Raw genomic sequence first — 17,059 nt, 5'->3', positions numbered from 1 at the left:
GCTTACGACGTGAACTTCAACATCACTGCGCTTGTCCCGGAACTGTTCTTCCTGTGTATGGTGCTGGCCCTTCTGGTCCAGTCGCTGGGCAGCAGGGAGTGGAAACCGCCGGTTGAGAAATGGCTGCCGTTCGGCGCCTGCGCCGCGTTCTTCGTGACCATCACCGGCTTCCATCTGCATGGGGCCATGTTCTGGGACGTCTACAAAGTGGACCTCATGTCCCAGTTCTTCAAGATCGTCATCACCTTCGGCTTCTACGTGGTCGTGCTCAACGCCTCGCGCCAGCCGACCTTGGCGGAGGGCAAGCGGGCGGACTACTATATGCTGCTCGGCTTCTCCACCCTGGGGTTGATGATGCTCGCCTCCTCCGTGGAGCTGATCACCATCTACCTGGCCCTGGAGCTGGCCTCCTACTCCATGTACGCGGTTATTCCGCTGCGTGCCAAGGACAAGGGCGCGGCCGAGGCGGGCATCAAGTACATCATGTTCGGTGCGGTCGCCACGGCCCTGGCCCTGTACGGCCTGTCCTACATCATGGCCACCCAGCACACGACCTACATCGCCGAGCTCATGAACAAGCCCTGGTCCTTTGCCGACCAGCCCATGGCCGTTGTCGGGCTGTCGCTCTTTTTGGGCGGCATGTTCTTCAAGCTGGCCCTGTTCCCGTTCCACTTCTGGTGCCCGGACGTCTACCAGGGCGCCAGCAACGAGACCGCCGCGTTCGTGGCGACCATGCCCAAGATGGGTGCCATCGTGGTCCTGTGCCGCCTGGCCGTGCTGCTCAAGCCCGGCCTGGAGATCACCACCATCCTGGCGGTGCTCGGCGCGCTGTCCATGACCTTCGGCAACCTGTCGGCCCTGGCCCAGACGGACATCAAGCGCTTGCTCGGTTTCTCGTCCGTGGCCCACGCGGGCTACATCATGGTCGGCCTGGTCTCGGGCACGCCCGAGGGCATCGGCGCGGCCGCCTTCTACGGCATGGCCTACCTGGTCATGAACCTGCTCGTGTTCTGGATCGTCAGCCGCGTGGCCTCGGACGGCCGCAACCTCAAGCTGTCCGATCTGAACGGCCTGTACAAGAAGGCCCCGGTCCTGGCGTTTTCGCTGGCCGCCGGCGCCTTCGCCCTGGTCGGTCTGCCGCCGACCATGGGCTTCATGGGCAAGTTCTTCCTGATCACCTCGGCCTGGGATCACGGCTACAACTGGCTGGTCATCACCCTGGTGGTCAACTCGGCCATCGCCATCTACTACTACCTGTCCCTGTTCCGGCACGCCTTCACCGAAGAGTCCGCGCCGAGCCATGCGGCTCCGCCGGACAACGGCTGGTTCGCCTCCGCGGGCGCGGGCATGCTCGCCGCCGCCGTGCTGGTCATCGGCATGGTCCCGGCGCCCCTGTTCAACTTCGCCATCAACGCGGGCAAGACCCTGTACGGCATCACCGTCACCTTCGCGGGCGGCGGGCACTAGGACAGGCTGCATAAACCAATAAAAAGGGCGGAAGCGGTGCTTCCGCCCTTTTTTGTCTCCGACGGCCGGGGGAAGGGTTTCCCTCTTCCCCTTCCCCCGAACCCCCATCCCCATCCCCCTTCCTAAACTTTTTGGGCCGCTTTGCGGGGTAATGCTTGTCTTTTTTGTGGGATGTGTTTGACCGGGGCGGGAGGGCGGTTTAGAAAGAAATAGTAGCAAACGGCGGATACGGTTGCTGTCTGGAGCGTGTGGAGGGACGCGGTCCGCTTGGCCCTTTTGCCTATTCACTCCAACACGCACAGGAAGATTGCCATGGATATCCGATCGTTGAAACTGGCCTATTTTTCTCCCACCGGAACCACCGCAGCCATTGTCGAAGCCATTGCCGAGGGGCTGGGGTACGACGTGGCCGAGGACGCGGACATCACCATGCCGCAGGCGCGGCAGGAACCGCTGCACGCCTCGGCCGACGAACTGCTGGTGGTCGCCGTGCCGGTCTACGGCGGGCGCATTCCCCTTCTCCTCGAGCCGTGGCTGCGCAGCCTGCAACTGGACGGAACGCCCGTGGTCTGTGTGGTCGTGTTCGGCAACCGCGCCTTTGAGGACGCCCTGATCGAGTTGGCCGACATCGTCACCGGGCAGGGCGGGGTGGTCCTGGGCGGCGCGGCCTTCATCGGCGAACATTCCTTTTCGAGCGACAAGTATCCCGTGGCCGTGGCCCGGCCCGACGCGGACGACCTGCGTGGGGCCGAGGACTTCGGGCGAAAGGTGCGCCAGGCCCTGGACGCGCTCGCCGATATCGACGAGGCTCCCAAGCCCGCCATCCCCGGCGATCGTCCCTACAAGGAGCGCACTCCGCGCGGCCCGGTGGACTTCATCAGCGTAGGCGAAGAGTGCGTCCTGTGCGGCGTCTGCGCCGAGCAGTGTCCGGTCGGGGCCATCGACGAGGCGGATTTCAAGAGCACGGATCCGGAAAAGTGCATCATGTGCTGCGCCTGCATCAAGGTCTGCCCCGAGCACGCCCGCAGCGCCAAATCCGGCAGCCCGGTGGAGGGCTTCGCCAAGTGGCTGAACGGGAATTGCGCCGAGCGCAAGGAGCCAGCCTACTTCCTTTAATATTCCGCCTTGGCCCATGGTGAAAAGTCGATGAACGAAAAGGAGTGGATATGGACAGTTCGCTCGTTCGCAATCTCGGACCGGAATTCGAACCCGTGGCCATTGTCTGGAGCGACAGCGTTCCCGACGACGTTTTCCAATTCAAGAAGGGGCGGTTCGGCTGCACCCTCTATCTCTTTGCCGAGGCTTCCCTGAACGGGAGGATAGCGACCGGCAGCCGCGAGACGGTCATGTGCCCCGGAGGGCGGGCCGCCTTGGGGCTCGGCGTCGAGTTCGACGCTTCCGAGGAAATGCTGGACCAGCACGCGGCCCTGTTCAGCAAGGGCGTGCGTTCGGCCCGCGACAGAAAGGCCTATGAGGCGGTCATGGAAGGTGTCCCCCGCACCTGGCGCGACATGTACGAATACGGCGAGCGCAGACACAGTTCCGGTGATCTGGCCAGGGATTGGATCCTGCACGAGCTGCCACGCTATGACATCCCGCACGAATATGTCCTGTTCAAGCCGTTGAGCCGGACGGAAAGGGACGAAAACATCCGGGCGGTCATTTTTCCGGTCAACCCGCTTGAACTCTCCGGTCTGGTCACCCTGGCCGGGTCGGTCATGCCCGGCGTCGATCCGGTTCAGGTTCCCCAGGGACCGGATTGCACCAGCCTGGCCGCGTTCGCCTATGCCCAGGCCGAAACCGGGAACCCCCGGGCCGTCCTGGGAATGATGGGCCTTGATGGCCGGGAAATGATGCGCAAACGATTCCGGGATGACGTCTTGACTTTTACCGTGCCCACGCCGCTGTTCGAGCGCATGGAGGCCGAAGCGGACGACAGCGTGTTCCGGCTTTCGTCGTGGGCGAAGCTGGCCGGTTAGGCCCCCTTGCGGCGGCCTCTCCTCCGGGCGGCCTTGCCTCTACCGGGGTACGGCTTTATCTATGGGGATAAGGAAGTGATTCGATGCACGAAACCAGCCTGGGCGGCACGCTCCGCGATTATCTCTCCGGCGAGGAGATAGACGAGACCACCTTCGAGGAGTTCCGCCAGCTCCTGGCCCGCCTCCTGGTGGAGGAGAAAGGGTACCCCAAGAACCTGCTCAAGGCCAAGGTCCCGCTGCAGTATTGTGTGGAAGACAAGGAGTTCGAGCGGGTTATCGATTTCGTCCTGTACGACAAACAGAACAGACCCGTGTTCCTGGTCATGTTCTGCGCGGGCGACGTGGCCACCTTTGAGCGCGAGACGGTCTGTGCGGCCCGGCTCATCGATGGCGGCCCGGTTCCGTACGCCCTGGTCACCGATACCATGGACGCCACCCTGCTCGACGTGCGCACCGGCGACGAGGTGGCGCGCGGCATGAACGCGGTGCCTGATTATGCCCGCCTCATGAAGATGGTTGAAGCGGCCGAAATCAAGCCGCTGACCGAAGAACAGCGTGAAAAGCAGACCCGCGTGTTTCATACCTATTGCGGCTTTGTCTGCGGCGACCACTGCGAGTGCTCGCTGCCGCCCATGCCGGACTTCCCGTTGAAAAAGTAGGGCGTTGGGATGGCCGAGGAGATCGTCGTCAAATACACCATGCGGGCGGGCATGATCGTGCTTTGCGTTTTCGCCTTCCTGACCTGTCTGGGAGTGCTGGCCTTCGGGAGGGCGACATGGTCAACAACGTTGCCTGGACAGTCCCTGAAAGTGTTTGTCGGCGCCGGGGGCTTGGGGGCGCTGTGGGCGGTCTGGACGGTGATCAACTTGGCCGGGGGAAAGCCTTTCCTGGAAACGAGCCGGGATGGCATATTCATCGGAACAGGGTTGCATCGCTACGTCCCCTGGGAGAATATGCGGGGCATTACCGCGCGGGAAAATGAGATCCGGACCCGCTTCGGCAATAGCATCGTCAAAGTCTGCTCCATTGAATTGCATGATCCCGACGATATTTATTTCGACAAATTTCTCCATAGGATCGCGCGAAAATACCTGGACCGTAGCCAGATCATTGATCTGCCTGCCGACGCGAGGACCAATTGGACCAGAGAACGGCTGGCGAGCGCTTTGCGCAAGCGCTGGCAACAGGAGTTCGACCAGACGCGGGAAAGCCGGGCCTAGGCCCGGCTTTCCCTTTTTCAAAGGGGAGGTTGAAAGGGATTAATCCACGAAGACGATGCAACCTTCCGGGCAGGTGTTCATGATGTCGCGAACCTCTTCCTCGGTGACCTCGGACCTGCACACATAGGGCATGTCCAGGGCATCGTCCCACTGAAATACGTCCGGGTTGAGGTCGATGCATCCCTGGCAGGAGCGGCAGTCCCCCAACTCGATGGCCACTTCACGATGCTTGGTACAGGTATTGGTATCACTCATGATTTGATAATAGTTATTAATGATATTGATGGCAAGTATTATCGTTATCGTCTTTCATGCTCGAAGTGATGATCGGCAAAATCGGGAGGAGTGGCACGGCGGTCCGCGCTCGCACACATCCCGCGAAGCGGCGCAAAAAGTTTAGGAAGGGAGAGGGGATGGGGTCCGGGGACATTCCTAGGCGTTGTTTCAAGCACCGACGTATTCCAAACCGCCGGTTTCGTCCCGAGCCCCCGCAGTAGGGGCTTCGGCTCGGTCTCGCCAGAATCGGAAAGGCTGAACGTGACGGATTTCCAGTCTTCATCCCTTGCAGAAACGAACGGTTAACGCATTTTCCGCCAGGGATTTGGAGGAGGGGGCTTGTCGTTCCTAAGGGGATGCAAAGAAAGGGAGACGCGGCAAAGCATTGAACGCGGGGCGGTTTTCCCTTACGGTGCCTGTCATGCACAAGACGGGGAACATCTTTCTCATCGGGCCGCGCGCCTGCGGCAAAACCAGCGTGGGCCAGGCCCTGGCCAAACGTTTGGGCAGGAAGTTCGTGGACACGGACCACGCCTTTGCCCAGGCTGTGGGCATGGACATTGCGTCCTATGTCGAGGCCAACGGCTGGGACGCCTTCCGCGACGAGGAGGCCGCGACGCTCAAGCGCGAGGCCCGGCCGGGCGGCAGGGTCATCGGCTGCGGCGGGGGCATTGTCCTGCGCGAGGAGAACCGGGCCGTGTTGGCCCGGGGCATGACTCTTTACCTCAAGGCCGGGGTCGAGGAGTTGGTCCGGCGGTTGATGGCCGACCCGCTTGAGACCCAGCGGCCGTCCCTGACCGGCAAGTCCCTTGCCGACGAGGTCCGTGAGGTCCTTAAGGCCCGCGCCCCCTTGTACGAAGAGTGCGCCGACCACGTCATTGAGGGGGCGAGCCTGGCCGCCACCGTGGAGCGGGCGTTCAAGGCGGTGAAAACCTTTTCCGAGCGTTTTTGACAGGTTGGACCGTCAGGCATATAAGCGTGAAAAACCATGCGTACTAAAGTCTTTTCGCCGTATTGGATGCCGGTCTGGTTCTTTGCCGGGGCCATATTGATCGGCGCTCTCATACTGCATATGGACGTGAGCCACCCCGGTGGCCCGTTGTCCTTTGTGGACGCCCTGTTCACGGCCACGTCGGCCATGTGCGTCACCGGTCTGGCCGTGGTGGATACCGGCTCGTACTTTTCCACCCTGGGCCTGGACGTCATCCTGGTGCTCATTCAGCTGGGCGGGTTGGGGATCATGACCTTCACCACCCTGATCATCCACCTGTTGGGGCGGCACGTCTCCCTGACCGACCGGCTGGCCGTGGGTCAGTCCCTGCTGCACGACCCTTCGTTCAGCCTGCCCCGATTCCTCATGCGGGTGGTCCTGTGGGCCTTTTCCTTCGAGGCTGCGGGCGCCTTGAGCCTGTGGCTGCTGGACCCGGCGGGATTCAATCCGTATTCGGCGGTCTTCCATTCGGTGTCGGCGTTTTGCAACGCCGGATTTTCGTTGTATCCCGATTCCCTGACCCGGTGGTCCGGCAATAGCGGGGTGAACATGGTCTTCATCGTGCTCATCACCGCCGGGGGCCTGGGCTTTTACGTGCTCAACGAGTGCGGCTCATTGATCTGGCACGCGCTGTTCAGGCGCAACCGGCGCAGGCGGGGCAGGCCGCAGATGAGCTGGCACACGGCCATCGTGCTCAAGACCACCCTGGTCCTGGTGGTGGTCGGAGCCGTGGTCATCTTCGCGGCCGAGGGCGCGGCGGGCAACGCACCGGACAACGTGCTCGAACATTTCTGGAACGCCCTGTTCCAGTCCGTGACCTGCCGCACCGCCGGGTTCAACACCGTGGACATCGGCGGCATGACCAACGTGTCCCTGGCCGTCATGATGGTCCTGATGTTCATCGGCGGCTCGCCGGGCTCCTGCGCGGGCGGCATCAAGACGACCACCTTCCGCGCCCTGGTCGGCTTTGTCTGGGCCGAGTTCCGGGGGTGGGAGCAGGTCCGTATCGGGCGCTTCGCCCTGGACCAGAAGGCCATGAACAAGGTGGTTTCGCTGGTGACCATGAGCCTGCTGCTGGTGGGCGTGGGGACCATGATCCTGACTTCCATGGAGAGCGGGGACAGCTCCTATCTCATGGCGCGCGGCGAATTCATCGCCGACATGTTCGAATCCATTTCCGCCTTTGCCACCGTGGGGTTGTCCACGGGCATGACCCCGCTGCTCGACAATTTCGAGCGGGTCACGCTCATCGTGCTCATGTTCGTGGGGCGTCTCGGCCCCATCTGGATGCTCTCGGCCCTGCAAAGCTGGCAGTCCGAGCGGCGCTTCAAGGTGCCGACCGCGACGCTGCCCTTCGGCTAGATCGACAAGGAGATTTTTCAATGGCTGCAAAAAAGGAAATCGCCGTCATCGGACTGGGCAAGTTCGGCTACGCCCTGGCCAAGGCCCTGACCGAGCTCGGCCATTCCGTGGTCGGGGTGGACATCAACCCCGAGTACGTGCGCCGGGCCCAGGACATCATCGCCCAGGCCTACCAGGCGGACGCCACGGACGAGAAGATGCTCGGCCAGATCGGCATCAAGGACCTGGACCGGGTCATCGTGTCCACGGGCGACTCCATGGAGGCGAGCATCCTGGTGGTCCTGAACCTTCAGGCCGTGGGGGTCAAGAACATCTGGGTCAAGGCCATTAGCGAGGCGCACGAGCGGGTGCTCTACAAGCTCGGCGTGCCGTTCGTGGTCTTTCCCGAGGCGTTTGTGGCCGCCCAGATGGCCAACCGGCTGACCGCGCCCGGGTTGCAGGAATACTTCGGCCTGGGCAAGGACGTGGCCGTGCGCGAGATCATCGTGGAGAACTGGATCGGAAAGACCTTGCGCGATCTCAACCTGACCAATAAGTACCAGGTGCAGGTCATCGCCTTCCGTCTGGCCGGGGACTCGGAATTCCATTTCGTGCCCCAGGCGGACAGGGCGCTCAAGGCCGGGGACGTCCTGGTCCTCCTCGGGCGGACCGAGGACATCATGCGGGTCGACAAATTTTAGGGAGCGGGAGAAAACATGAGCGGCAACACCTTCGGGCAGATATTTCGGCTGACCACCTTCGGTGAGTCCCACGGACTGGGCCTGGGCGGCGTGGTGGACGGCTGCCCTTCGGGCATCCCTCTGGACGAGTCCATCATCCAGTCGGAACTGGACCGGCGCAGGCCCGGCCAGGGCGGGCTGGCCTCCACCACCCGCAACGAGCCGGACCAGGTCAGGATCCTGTCCGGCGTGTTCGAGGGCAGGACCACGGGCACGCCCATCGGCTTTTTCGTGGAGAACACCAATCAGCGCTCCCATGACTACTCCAAGATCAAGGACGTGTTCCGGCCCGGGCACGCGGATTTTTCCTACAACGCCAAGTACGGGTTCCGCGACTACCGGGGCGGCGGGCGTTCATCCGGCCGCGAGACCGTTTCCCGCGTGGCGGGCGGGGCCATCGCCCAGGAACTGCTGCGCCTGGAAGGAATTTCCATCTACGCCTATACCGTGGAATTCGGCGGCATCAAGGCCGAGGTCAAGGATATGGAGGGGGCCCAGGACCGTTCGTATTTCAGCCCGGACCCGGATATCGTCGGGACCTGGGACGAGCGGGTCATCAAGGTCCGCGACGACGAGGACACCCTGGGCGGGGTGGTCGAGGTCCGGGCCACGGGCTTGCCCGCCGGACTCGGCGAGCCGGTCTTCGGCAAGTTCGACGCGCGGATAGCGGCGGCGTTCATGTCCGTGGGCGCGGTCAAGGGCGTGGAGATCGGCTCGGGCATGGGGGCCGCGCGCTCCTTGGGCAGCGAGAACAACGACCCCATCGGCCCGGACGGCTTCCTGTCCAACAACGCGGGCGGCATCCTGGGCGGCATCTCATCCGGCCAGGACGTGGTGGCCCGCGCCTACGTCAAGCCCATCGCGTCCATCCTCCAGGAACAGCAGACCATCACCACCAAGGGGGAACCGACCTTCATCATGGTGGGCGGCCGCCACGACATCAGCGCCATCCCGCGCATTAATCCGGTTCTCAAGGCCATGATGGCCCTGACCATCGCGGACCTGCTCCTGCTCGACAGGCGGTTGGGCGTACGCGATTAGCTCTGAAGAGGGTATTGCAAAGAAAGAGACCGACGCACTCAGTGCGTCGGTCTCTTTCTTTGCAAACTAGTTTTAATTACGGGACAAACTCCCCCGCACCGAAGGTGCCAAAGGGGTTCCAAGGGGCCATGTCCCCTTGGCCGCCGGAGGCGAAGTCACCCGACAACCGCCGCTGAACGGCCTTCAACTTCTGTTTTTCCAACCATGCCGCCGCGCCGGGCTGCCTCATTCTTTATGGGTTACTTGAGCTTTTTCAGGCGCACGGCCGTGCCGTAACAGGAGTAGTACTTGTCGCCCTCGGGATGGAAAGCCACGGTCTCGCGGTAGCCGACGATGGCGTCCGCGTTGACGTCCACGGCCTGGGCCATGAGCCCGTAGAAGGCGTTGTCGAAGACGTAGCTGCGGCAGACGATGAGCCCGAAGGCGGACTGGATCTCCCGGCCCGGAACCGTCTCGGTGGTGACGATTTTCATCTTTCCGGCCATGTATATGTCCTTGGCCAGGGTCAGCCTGTGGTCGGTGCCGACCTCGTCCTTGTCCGTGGCCTGCTTCCTGGGCGAACCGAATATGAGCGCCATGCGTCTCCCCTCGATGTTGGTAACTGAAAGTTGTTGCTCACGATTTGTAGCGCACCACACGAAAGGGGGCAAGCCTTTGGAGAGGAGGATGGGCAGTGTTGAGCGCGTTTAGAGTAGTAGACTCAACACTACGTTTTTTGTCGTTTATCGTCTGTGGGAAATTTGTGATTAATACTGTTGGCGAGTTAAAGGGAGTTTGTAGCTATTAAGTTGTGATGTTTTTTTCCTGTATAATCCCTTTATCGAGCATTTTGAACAACAGACTAGCTATAAAAAGATAATGAATAGACAGTTCTTTTGATATTTTTAAATTGTTATGAGCGTTGGGGTTACGGATTGCTTGAATTGATCCAGCAAATAAATACATATATCCCTCTTGGATGTTTCTGCCAGTCACCATATCTAATTTAGAAAGTAATATTGATGGGTTTTCGCTAGAAAAAGCTTTGAACATCAGAGATTTCCCATCTTCCTCTTTTCCCGTCTTCTTATAGTGTGCGCTTTTGACGATGGCGTTGATTTCCTTAAATGCAGCTTCTACTGAATCGGCATAGTGCCCACTCTCGAAACGAGATTTGCAGATTTCTGTTATTGTAGGGTGCATTAATTCCCAGATGCCGGAATGATCTAATCCGGATATAAATTGTTTCGCCCATGGATAAGGTTGCCCACACTGGATACAAAAATCATTTTTGCGGGGAAAATTGACTGGAGTGTTGTTTGTAAAATATTTGCGAGACTCAAAATAATTTGGAATATCGCTGTTACAGCTAGGACATTTACTTATCAGTTCCTCTCCACATGTCGTGCAGTATTTCTGGGTAGGCATTCCGCCTTCAGCATAGACTACATGATCATTGGGACAAAACTTCATGTAAAAATTAGCCATAGTTACTCCCCCGTCTATTTTGTTCTCGAGTAAAGGAGTATTTTATTGATAATATCAAAAAAGGGGGAGGTTGACCCTCCCCCCGATTGGTGTCCTACGGGGTGACCTTCATGAGGTAGGCCTTGTCCGGGGTGAGGTACTGTTTGACCATATCCTGGATTTCGGCCGGGGTGACGGTCTGGGCCCGGTCGATGAGGTTTTGCTCGTAGTCGAGGTCGAATCCGCGCACCTGCAGGCTGGCGGCCTCGCGGCTGCGGGAGAGCAGGGACTGGTGTTCCTGGTAGTAGTCGCCGGTCAGGATGTTCCGGGCGCGGTCGATTTCGTCCTGGGGCAGGGGGGTGGCGGCCAGATCGGCCAGGACCTTGTTGAAGCCGGTCAGGGACTGGTCGACCTTGTCCGGCCCGGTGCCGATGTACAGGGCCATGAACCCGGTGTTGCGGCTCTGCCAGAGCATGGCGGTGACCGTGTAGGCCAATCCCTGCTTGTCGCGCAGGTCGCGGAAGAGCAGGCCGGACTGGCCCGCCAGGGCGGCGCGCAGCAGTTCGAGCTTGGCGGACGCCTCCTGGTCGGTCTTGCCCGGGGTGGGGAAGATCATCAGGATGTGCGCCTGGTTGCGGTCGGGCAGATGGAGGTCGTCCTCGCGTTCCGTGCCCCATTCGGGGGTGGTGAAGGCGTACTCGCCGGTGGGCGCGGTCAGGGTCCGGGCGATGTTGGTCGCGAACGTCTCCATGGCCTCCTGGTCGAAGTCGCCGCACACGGCCAGGGTGAACGGGTGCATGGACTGGCGGCTCCAGAAGCGGATGATGTCGGCCGTGGTGAACTGTTCCACGCCCTCGGGAGTGCCCATGTGGAGCAGGGAGTATGGGCCGGTCTTGTACAGGAACGGGAAGAGCTGGCGGAAGGCCAGACCGAGCGGCCTGTCCTCGCTCTGCTTGATGCCCGCGATCTGGTCCTGTTTGGCCCGTTCCACCTCGGTCTGGTTGAAGGCCGGTCCGGTCAGGGTTTCGCTCAGGACCGGCAGAACCTGGTCCGTGAACCGGGTGGGGAACTTGGCCTCCACGGCGAAGACGTTGCGTCCGGCGGTGGAGCCCAGGCTGGCCGCGTGGTCGGACAGGAAGTCCTGCAGTTCGGTGGCGGACATCTTGAGGGTCCCGCGCGTCAGGGAGGCTGCGGTCAGGGCGGCCAGTCCCTGCTGGGACGGGTCGAGCTCGCCGTCGCCGCCGGTCCAGTACATGGACATGGCGGTGTAGGGCAGGGTGTCGTCGGGCAAAAGGATCAGCTTGGAGCCGCCGGGCAGGGCGACCTCGGCCGGGCCCGTGGCCTGCTTGGCGGCCTGCTGGGCCTTGGCCGCCTTTTTGGACGGCCAGTTGGCCGTGGTGATACCGGTCAGGCCTTCGGCCGAGACCGGGGCGTCTTCAGGCGTGAGCACGGCCAGTGTCAGCCGGTCGGGCCGGATGTATTCGTCGAAGAGCCGCTTCAGTTCGTCGCGGTTCACCTGGCTCAGGGCGAAGAGGTAGTTTTTCTCGGCCTGTTCGCCGCTGTCCAGGAACTGGAAGTAGCCGAGCTTCCCGGCCAGGCCGGACAGGGTCTCCTTGGCCAGGAACAGGGAATTCTCGAGATTCAGGCGGGCGCGTTCGATCTCGCGGTCCGTGAAGTCCGCCGGGTCGAAGGCGGCCATCTCCTTGTTCAGCGCGGTCCAGAACTCGTCCACCTTGTCCGCGTCGAGCACGGCGTGGACGTAGAGCATGCCGCCGCGCTCCAGCGACAGCGGCGAGACCGAGATGTCGTCGACCAGCTGCTTGTCGTACTTGAAGGTCCGGTACAGGCGCGAGGTGTCGTCCCCGCCCAGCAGCTGGCAGAGCATCTCCAGGCCCGGGATTTCGGCCGAGGTGCCGTAGGGGATGGGGAAGGCCGCGCCCATGTAGACCTTGTTCCACTTGCCGGTCAGCTTGACCACGCGGGGGCCGTGGCCCGCCTCGGGCACGGGCAGGGGCGCGGGCGGGGTGAAGGAGCGGGTGTTGACCAGGGAGCCGACCAGTTGGTCGGCCTCGGCCAGGATCTTGTCCGGATCGACCTTGCCGACCACGGCCAGGAGCATGGACTGCGGCTGGTAGTGGTTGGCGATGTACTGCTTGATCTGCGGCCGGGTGATGCCGGACACGGTTTCGCGGGTGCCGATGATCGGCCACTCGTAGCTGGTGTCCTTCCAGACCATGGACTGCAGCGTCTTGAACAGCTTGCTGGTGGGCGTGTCCTCGCCGCGCTCGAGCTCTTCGAGCACGACCTTCTTCTCGCTCTCCAGTTCCTTGGGATCAATGGTCTGGTGGAAGGCCATGTCCGTGACCACGTCCATGCCGAGCTTCCACTGGGTCTCCGGGACCTCGACATAATAGACGGTGTAGTCGAAGCTGGTGGCCGCGTTCAGGCTGCCGCCCACGGACTCGATCTGCCGGGCGGTCTCGCCCGGGGCGCGTTTGTCCGTGCCCTTGAAGACCATGTGCTCGAGCAGGTGGCTGATGCCCGCGATGTCGGGCGTCTCGTAGGCGCTGCCCGCGTGCACGTACAGGCGGACGTTGACCAGCGGGAAGCGGTCGTCCTCCTTGATGAGCACGGTCAGGCCGTTCTTGAGCCTGACGATGTGCGTGGCCGCCTGTTCGGAGCCGTCCAGGGTGGGGAGGGACGCCGCCTTGGCGGTCGTCGGGGCCGGGGTCGGGACGGTTTCGGTACGGTTATTCATGGATGCTGTTTTGCAACCCGCGAGGAGCAATGCGAGCCCCGCAAGCAATAATAGTTTTCGGAACATGGATAGAACTCCATAAATTGGTCTTTCTCACTAGTTTGGACATCAAGTTGCTGTTCTGCGTGCTGAATAGGATAAGTCCGATTGCCCTGCTGGCAAGCGGTCCCGGAGTTTCTCGGCCTGAGCGGTCAAATATACTAACCGAGGCGGCTCGAAATGGAAACCCGAAAAGCGGGCGGCCGGGATCAGGGGGGACGCCTCATGTGGTGTCGCGGCGGGTGGTTATTTGCTCTTTTCGGAAAAGGCGGACTGTTCCGGGGTGCCCGCTTGACCGCGCAATCAATGCCTTTTTCTCTGTGTGGCGGGGGTTGCGAATCGGTGAAGAGCCGTTGAGATGGGGTTGGAGATATTGACAAATTTCTTTTTTCAAGACTACGTTGGCTAACGATTGTCTAGGGTGATTCCGGGTTAAACCAAACGGAGGAACGAATGTCCATAAGTTACGCACCAGCTGGCAAATCCGGCAAGTGGGATGGCGCGTTGGATTGGCTGCAAATGCTGACCGGCGCCAGCCTGATTTTGTTCATGTGGTGTCACATGCTGCTGGTTTCCAGCGTCGTCATCAGCCCGAGGCTGATGAACGCCATCGCCGGGTTCTTCGAGGCGACGTACATGGCCCAGGTGGGCGGTCCGCTCATCTTTCTCGGTTTTCTGCTCCATTTCGTCCTGGCCGCCCGGAAGATTCCCTTCCGCGCAGAAGGCCAGAAGACCATCTGGCAGCACGCCCGCATGATGCATCACGGCGACACCTGGCTTTGGGTGGTCCAGATCGTCTCCGCAATGCTCATCCTGGTCATGGGCTCCATCCACATGTGGGTGGTCCTGACCGACCTTCCCATCACGGCGGCAAAGTCCGCGGCCCGCGTCCAGAGCGGATTCTGGGCCGTGTTCTATTTCTTCCTGCTCCCCCTGGCCGAACTGCACGTGGGCATCGGTTTCTATCGTATCGGGGTCAAGTGGGGCTTTATCAAGGACCGGGAGCGGGACAAGTTCAAGCGCGGCGAGAACCTGCTGACCGGCATGTTCATCGCCATCGGGCTGATCACCCTGATCCGCTTCCTGTTCCTGAGCGTCAACTAACGGAGAATATGCCATGCAGACTATCTACACCGATTTTCTTGTTGTCGGAGCGGGTCTGGCGGGCGAGCGCGCGGCCGTGGAAACGGCCGAAGCCGGTTTCTCCGCCATCTGCCTGAGCCTGGTGCCGGCCCGGCGGTCCCATTCCTCCGCCGCGCAGGGCGGCATGCAGGCCTCCCTGGGCAACTCCGTCATGGGCGAGGGCGACGGCCCGGACGTCCATTTCGCTGACACGGTCAAAGGATCGGACTGGGGCTGCGACCAGGAGGTCGCCCGGCTGTTCGCGGACACCGCGCCCATCGAGATGCGCCGCCTGGCCCACTGGGGCGTGCCGTGGAACCGCGTGGTCCCGGGCAAGTCCATCTACTACAAGGGCGGCAAGCAGTTCGAAAAGGTCGAGGCCGCGGAAAAGGAGGGGCTGATCATGGCCCGCTCCTTCGGCGGCACGGCCAAGTGGCGCACCTGCTACACCTCGGACGGCACGGGTCATGCGGTCATGTGCACCATGGACAACCGCTGCGCCGAGAAGGGCGTGGAGGTCCACGACAAGACCGAGGCCATCGCCCTGCTTCAGGACGGGGAGGCCTGTTTCGGCGTGGTCGCCCGCTGTCTGCGCACGGGCGAACTGCGCGTCTATCTGTCCAAGGCGACCATGATCGCGGCGGGCGGGTTCGGCCGCATCTATCCGAACACCACCAACGCGGTCATCTGCGACGGCGGGGCGCACGCCATGTGCGTGGCCACCGGCCTGGTGCCCATGGGCAACATGGAGGCGGTCCAGTTCCATCCCACCGGTATCGTGCCCACCGACATCCTGGTCACCGAAGGGTGTCGGGGCGACGGCGGCACGCTGCTCGACGTGGACGAGAAGCGGTTCATGAACATCTACGAGCCGGAAAAGGCCGAGCTGGCCTCCCGCGACGTGGTCTCCCGCTGGATGACCCACCACATGCGCGAGGGCCACGGCGTCAAGTCCCCCTACGGCGAGCACCTCTGGCTCGACATCCGCCACCTGGGCAGGGAGCACATCACCGGCAAGCTGCGCGAGGTCTACGAGATCTGCACCTCGTTTCTGGGCGTGGACCCCATCCACCAGCTCATCCCGGTGCGCCCGACCCAGCACTATTCCATGGGCGGCGTGCGCACCAACAAGGACGGGGCCGCCTACGGCCTGAAAGGCCTGTTCGCCGCCGGCGAAGCCGCCTGCTGGGACATGCACGGCTTCAACCGCCTGGGCGGCAACTCCCTGGCCGAAACCGTGGTCGCGGGCGGGATCATAGGCCGCAGGATCGCCGAGTTTCTCGAAGGATGCGAGACCGAGTTCAAGACCGGGCTGACCAACGACGAGGTCAAGAGGCAGCAGGCCCGCATCGACGCGCTGATCTCGGGCCGCGACGGTTCCGAGAACGTCTACAAGGTCCGGGCCGCCATGCAGGACGCCCTGCACAAGGGGGCGAACATCTTCCGCACCCAGGAGGGGCTGGAAAAATGCGTGGCCGATCTGCAGGAGGCCCTGATCCGGGCCAAGAAGGTCGGGCTGCGTTCCAACGGCAAGGGGGTCAACCCCGAGCTGACCGCCGCCCTCAAGCTCGAAGGGCAGGTCAGGCTCGCCCTGATGGTCGCCTACGGCGCGCTCATGCGCACCGAGTCGCGCGGGTCGCACAACCGCGAGGATTTCCCCGCGCGCAACGACCGCGACTGGCTGACCCGGACCCTGGCCTACTGGAAGAAGCCGGAAGACACCCTGCCGACCCTCGAGTACGAGCCGTCCACCACCGTGGTGGAGATTCCGCCGGGCGATCGGGGCTACGGCCATGCGGAAATCATCAGCGCCGACGACAAGAAGGAATAGACCATGTCCAGATTACTCAAACTCAACATCTTCCGGTACAATCCCGAGGACGAGCAGTCCGCGCCGCACATGCAGGAGTTCGTCCTGGAGGAGACCGACTCCATGACCCTGTTCATCGCGCTCAACCGTGTGCGCGAGGAGCAGGACCCGTCCCTGCAGTTCGACTTCTGTTGTAGGGCGGGCATCTGCGGTTCCTGCGGCATGGTCATCAACGGCCGTCCCGGCCTGGCCTGCCACACCAAGACCCGCGACCTGCCGGGCGAGATCACGCTCCTGCCCCTGCCGGTCTTCAAGCTGGTCGGCGACCTGTCCGTGGACACCGGCACCTGGTTCCGCGAGATGTATACCAAGACCGAATCGTGGATTCACACCAACAAGGTGTTCGACCCCACCGCCCTCGAGGAGCGCATGGACAACAAGGACGCCGTGGCCATCTACGAGCTGGAACGGTGTGTGGAATGCGGCTGCTGCATCTCGGCCTGCGGCACCGCCCGGCTGCGCGAGGACTTCATGGGCGCGGCCGCGCTCAACCGCGTGGCCCGGTTCCTCATCGACCCGCGCGACCAGCGGACCGACCGTGACTACTACGACATCATCGGCAACGACATGGGCATCTTCGGCTGCATGGGGTTGCTGGCCTGCGAGGACGTCTGCCCCAAACACCTGCCGCTGCAAAACCAGCTCGGCTTCCTGCGACGCAAAATGGGCATCACTTCCATAAAGCGTTTGTTCAGTAAGTAAGATGCCTCCGGCGGCCGGGGGAAGGGGAGGAAAAACCCTTTGAAAAGGGTTCTTTCCTCCCCTTCCC

Annotated in this window: 16 protein-coding genes; 12 read left to right on the top strand and 4 right to left on the bottom strand. The window is 62.1% G+C overall.

The genetic code is table 11. From position 1 onward, the window contains the following. Window positions 1–9: 9 nt before the first annotated feature. The 5 genes from BerOc1_RS01765 (at window position 10) to BerOc1_RS01745 (ending at window position 4,666) form a co-directional block, all read left to right on the top strand. Entirely contained in the window at window positions 10–1,467 is a 1,458-nt protein-coding gene (locus BerOc1_RS01765; protein WP_071544008.1) for an NADH-quinone oxidoreductase subunit N, read from the top strand. A gap of 312 nt (window positions 1,468–1,779) precedes the next feature. Further along, window positions 1,780–2,583, top strand: a complete 804-nt coding sequence (locus BerOc1_RS01760; RefSeq protein ID WP_071544007.1) for a 4Fe-4S binding protein — start codon at window positions 1,780–1,782, stop codon at window positions 2,581–2,583. Between the two features lie 50 nt (window positions 2,584–2,633). Continuing rightward, window positions 2,634–3,446 (top strand): DUF169 domain-containing protein, encoded by an 813-nt coding sequence (locus tag BerOc1_RS01755; protein WP_071544006.1) that lies wholly within the window; start codon window positions 2,634–2,636, stop codon window positions 3,444–3,446. Window positions 3,447–3,529: 83 nt separating this feature from the next. Next, a complete protein-coding gene (locus BerOc1_RS01750; RefSeq protein WP_071544005.1) occupies window positions 3,530–4,105 on the top strand; it encodes a type I restriction enzyme HsdR N-terminal domain-containing protein in 576 nt (191 codons plus the stop codon). A gap of 9 nt (window positions 4,106–4,114) precedes the next feature. Further along, window positions 4,115–4,666, top strand: a complete 552-nt coding sequence (locus tag BerOc1_RS01745; RefSeq protein ID WP_071544004.1) for a hypothetical protein — start codon at window positions 4,115–4,117, stop codon at window positions 4,664–4,666. A 39-nt stretch (window positions 4,667–4,705) separates the two neighbouring features. Here BerOc1_RS01745 and BerOc1_RS01740 read toward each other — a convergent pair whose 3' ends face one another. Then, on the bottom strand, window positions 4,706–4,921 hold the full coding sequence (locus tag BerOc1_RS01740; protein ID WP_071544003.1) for a 4Fe-4S domain-containing protein: 216 nt from the start codon (window positions 4,919–4,921) through the stop codon (window positions 4,706–4,708). A gap of 442 nt (window positions 4,922–5,363) precedes the next feature. Between BerOc1_RS01740 and aroL the strand changes: the two genes are divergently transcribed. From aroL to aroC, 4 genes are read left to right on the top strand one after another with little or no spacing between them, the layout of a single operon-like run. Further along, complete coding sequence (aroL, locus tag BerOc1_RS01735; RefSeq protein WP_071544002.1) at window positions 5,364–5,894, top strand: shikimate kinase AroL; 531 nt, start codon at window positions 5,364–5,366, stop codon at window positions 5,892–5,894. Between the two features lie 36 nt (window positions 5,895–5,930). Beyond that, the gene (locus BerOc1_RS01730) at window positions 5,931–7,295 is read left to right on the top strand and encodes a TrkH family potassium uptake protein (RefSeq protein ID WP_071544001.1); all 1,365 of its coding nucleotides are present in this window, start codon (window positions 5,931–5,933) and stop codon (window positions 7,293–7,295) included. A gap of 20 nt (window positions 7,296–7,315) precedes the next feature. Next, window positions 7,316–7,975 carry a potassium channel family protein gene (locus tag BerOc1_RS01725; RefSeq protein ID WP_071544000.1) on the top strand — a complete coding sequence of 220 codons (660 nt, stop codon included), beginning with the start codon at window positions 7,316–7,318 and terminating at the stop codon, window positions 7,973–7,975. 15 nt (window positions 7,976–7,990) lie between these two features. Then, window positions 7,991–9,055, top strand: coding sequence for a chorismate synthase (gene aroC, locus BerOc1_RS01720; protein WP_071543999.1), 1,065 nt, complete (start codon window positions 7,991–7,993; stop codon window positions 9,053–9,055). A gap of 239 nt (window positions 9,056–9,294) precedes the next feature. Here the strand turns inward: aroC and BerOc1_RS01715 are convergent, their stop codons facing one another. The 3 genes from BerOc1_RS01715 to BerOc1_RS01705 form a co-directional block, all read right to left on the bottom strand. Continuing rightward, window positions 9,295–9,633: a YbjQ family protein gene (locus BerOc1_RS01715; RefSeq protein WP_071543998.1), complete on the bottom strand. Its 339-nt coding sequence runs from the start codon at window positions 9,631–9,633 to the stop codon at window positions 9,295–9,297. A 205-nt stretch (window positions 9,634–9,838) separates the two neighbouring features. Then, the gene (locus BerOc1_RS01710) at window positions 9,839–10,522 is read right to left on the bottom strand and encodes a TIGR02391 family protein (RefSeq protein ID WP_071543997.1); all 684 of its coding nucleotides are present in this window, start codon (window positions 10,520–10,522) and stop codon (window positions 9,839–9,841) included. A 94-nt stretch (window positions 10,523–10,616) separates the two neighbouring features. Then, window positions 10,617–13,325, bottom strand: a complete 2,709-nt coding sequence (locus BerOc1_RS01705; protein ID WP_084640993.1) for a M16 family metallopeptidase — start codon at window positions 13,323–13,325, stop codon at window positions 10,617–10,619. Window positions 13,326–13,751: 426 nt separating this feature from the next. Here BerOc1_RS01705 and BerOc1_RS01700 point away from each other — a divergent pair, with 426 nt between their 5' ends. From BerOc1_RS01700 to BerOc1_RS01690, 3 genes are read left to right on the top strand one after another with little or no spacing between them, the layout of a single operon-like run. Continuing rightward, window positions 13,752–14,402 (top strand): succinate dehydrogenase/fumarate reductase transmembrane subunit, encoded by a 651-nt coding sequence (locus BerOc1_RS01700; protein ID WP_071543996.1) that lies wholly within the window; start codon window positions 13,752–13,754, stop codon window positions 14,400–14,402. 13 nt (window positions 14,403–14,415) lie between these two features. Further along, a complete protein-coding gene (locus BerOc1_RS01695) occupies window positions 14,416–16,251 on the top strand; it encodes a fumarate reductase flavoprotein subunit (protein WP_071543995.1) in 1,836 nt (611 codons plus the stop codon). Between the two features lie 3 nt (window positions 16,252–16,254). Then, window positions 16,255–16,992: a fumarate reductase iron-sulfur subunit gene (locus BerOc1_RS01690; RefSeq protein ID WP_071543994.1), complete on the top strand. Its 738-nt coding sequence runs from the start codon at window positions 16,255–16,257 to the stop codon at window positions 16,990–16,992. Window positions 16,993–17,059: the final 67 nt, after the last annotated feature.

It is taken from the genome of Pseudodesulfovibrio hydrargyri, assembly GCF_001874525.1.
Lineage (GTDB): Bacteria > Desulfobacterota > Desulfovibrionia > Desulfovibrionales > Desulfovibrionaceae > Pseudodesulfovibrio > Pseudodesulfovibrio hydrargyri.
The sequence above is the reverse complement of the archived record's forward strand: the minus strand, read 5'-3'. Positions and strand labels throughout refer to the sequence as shown.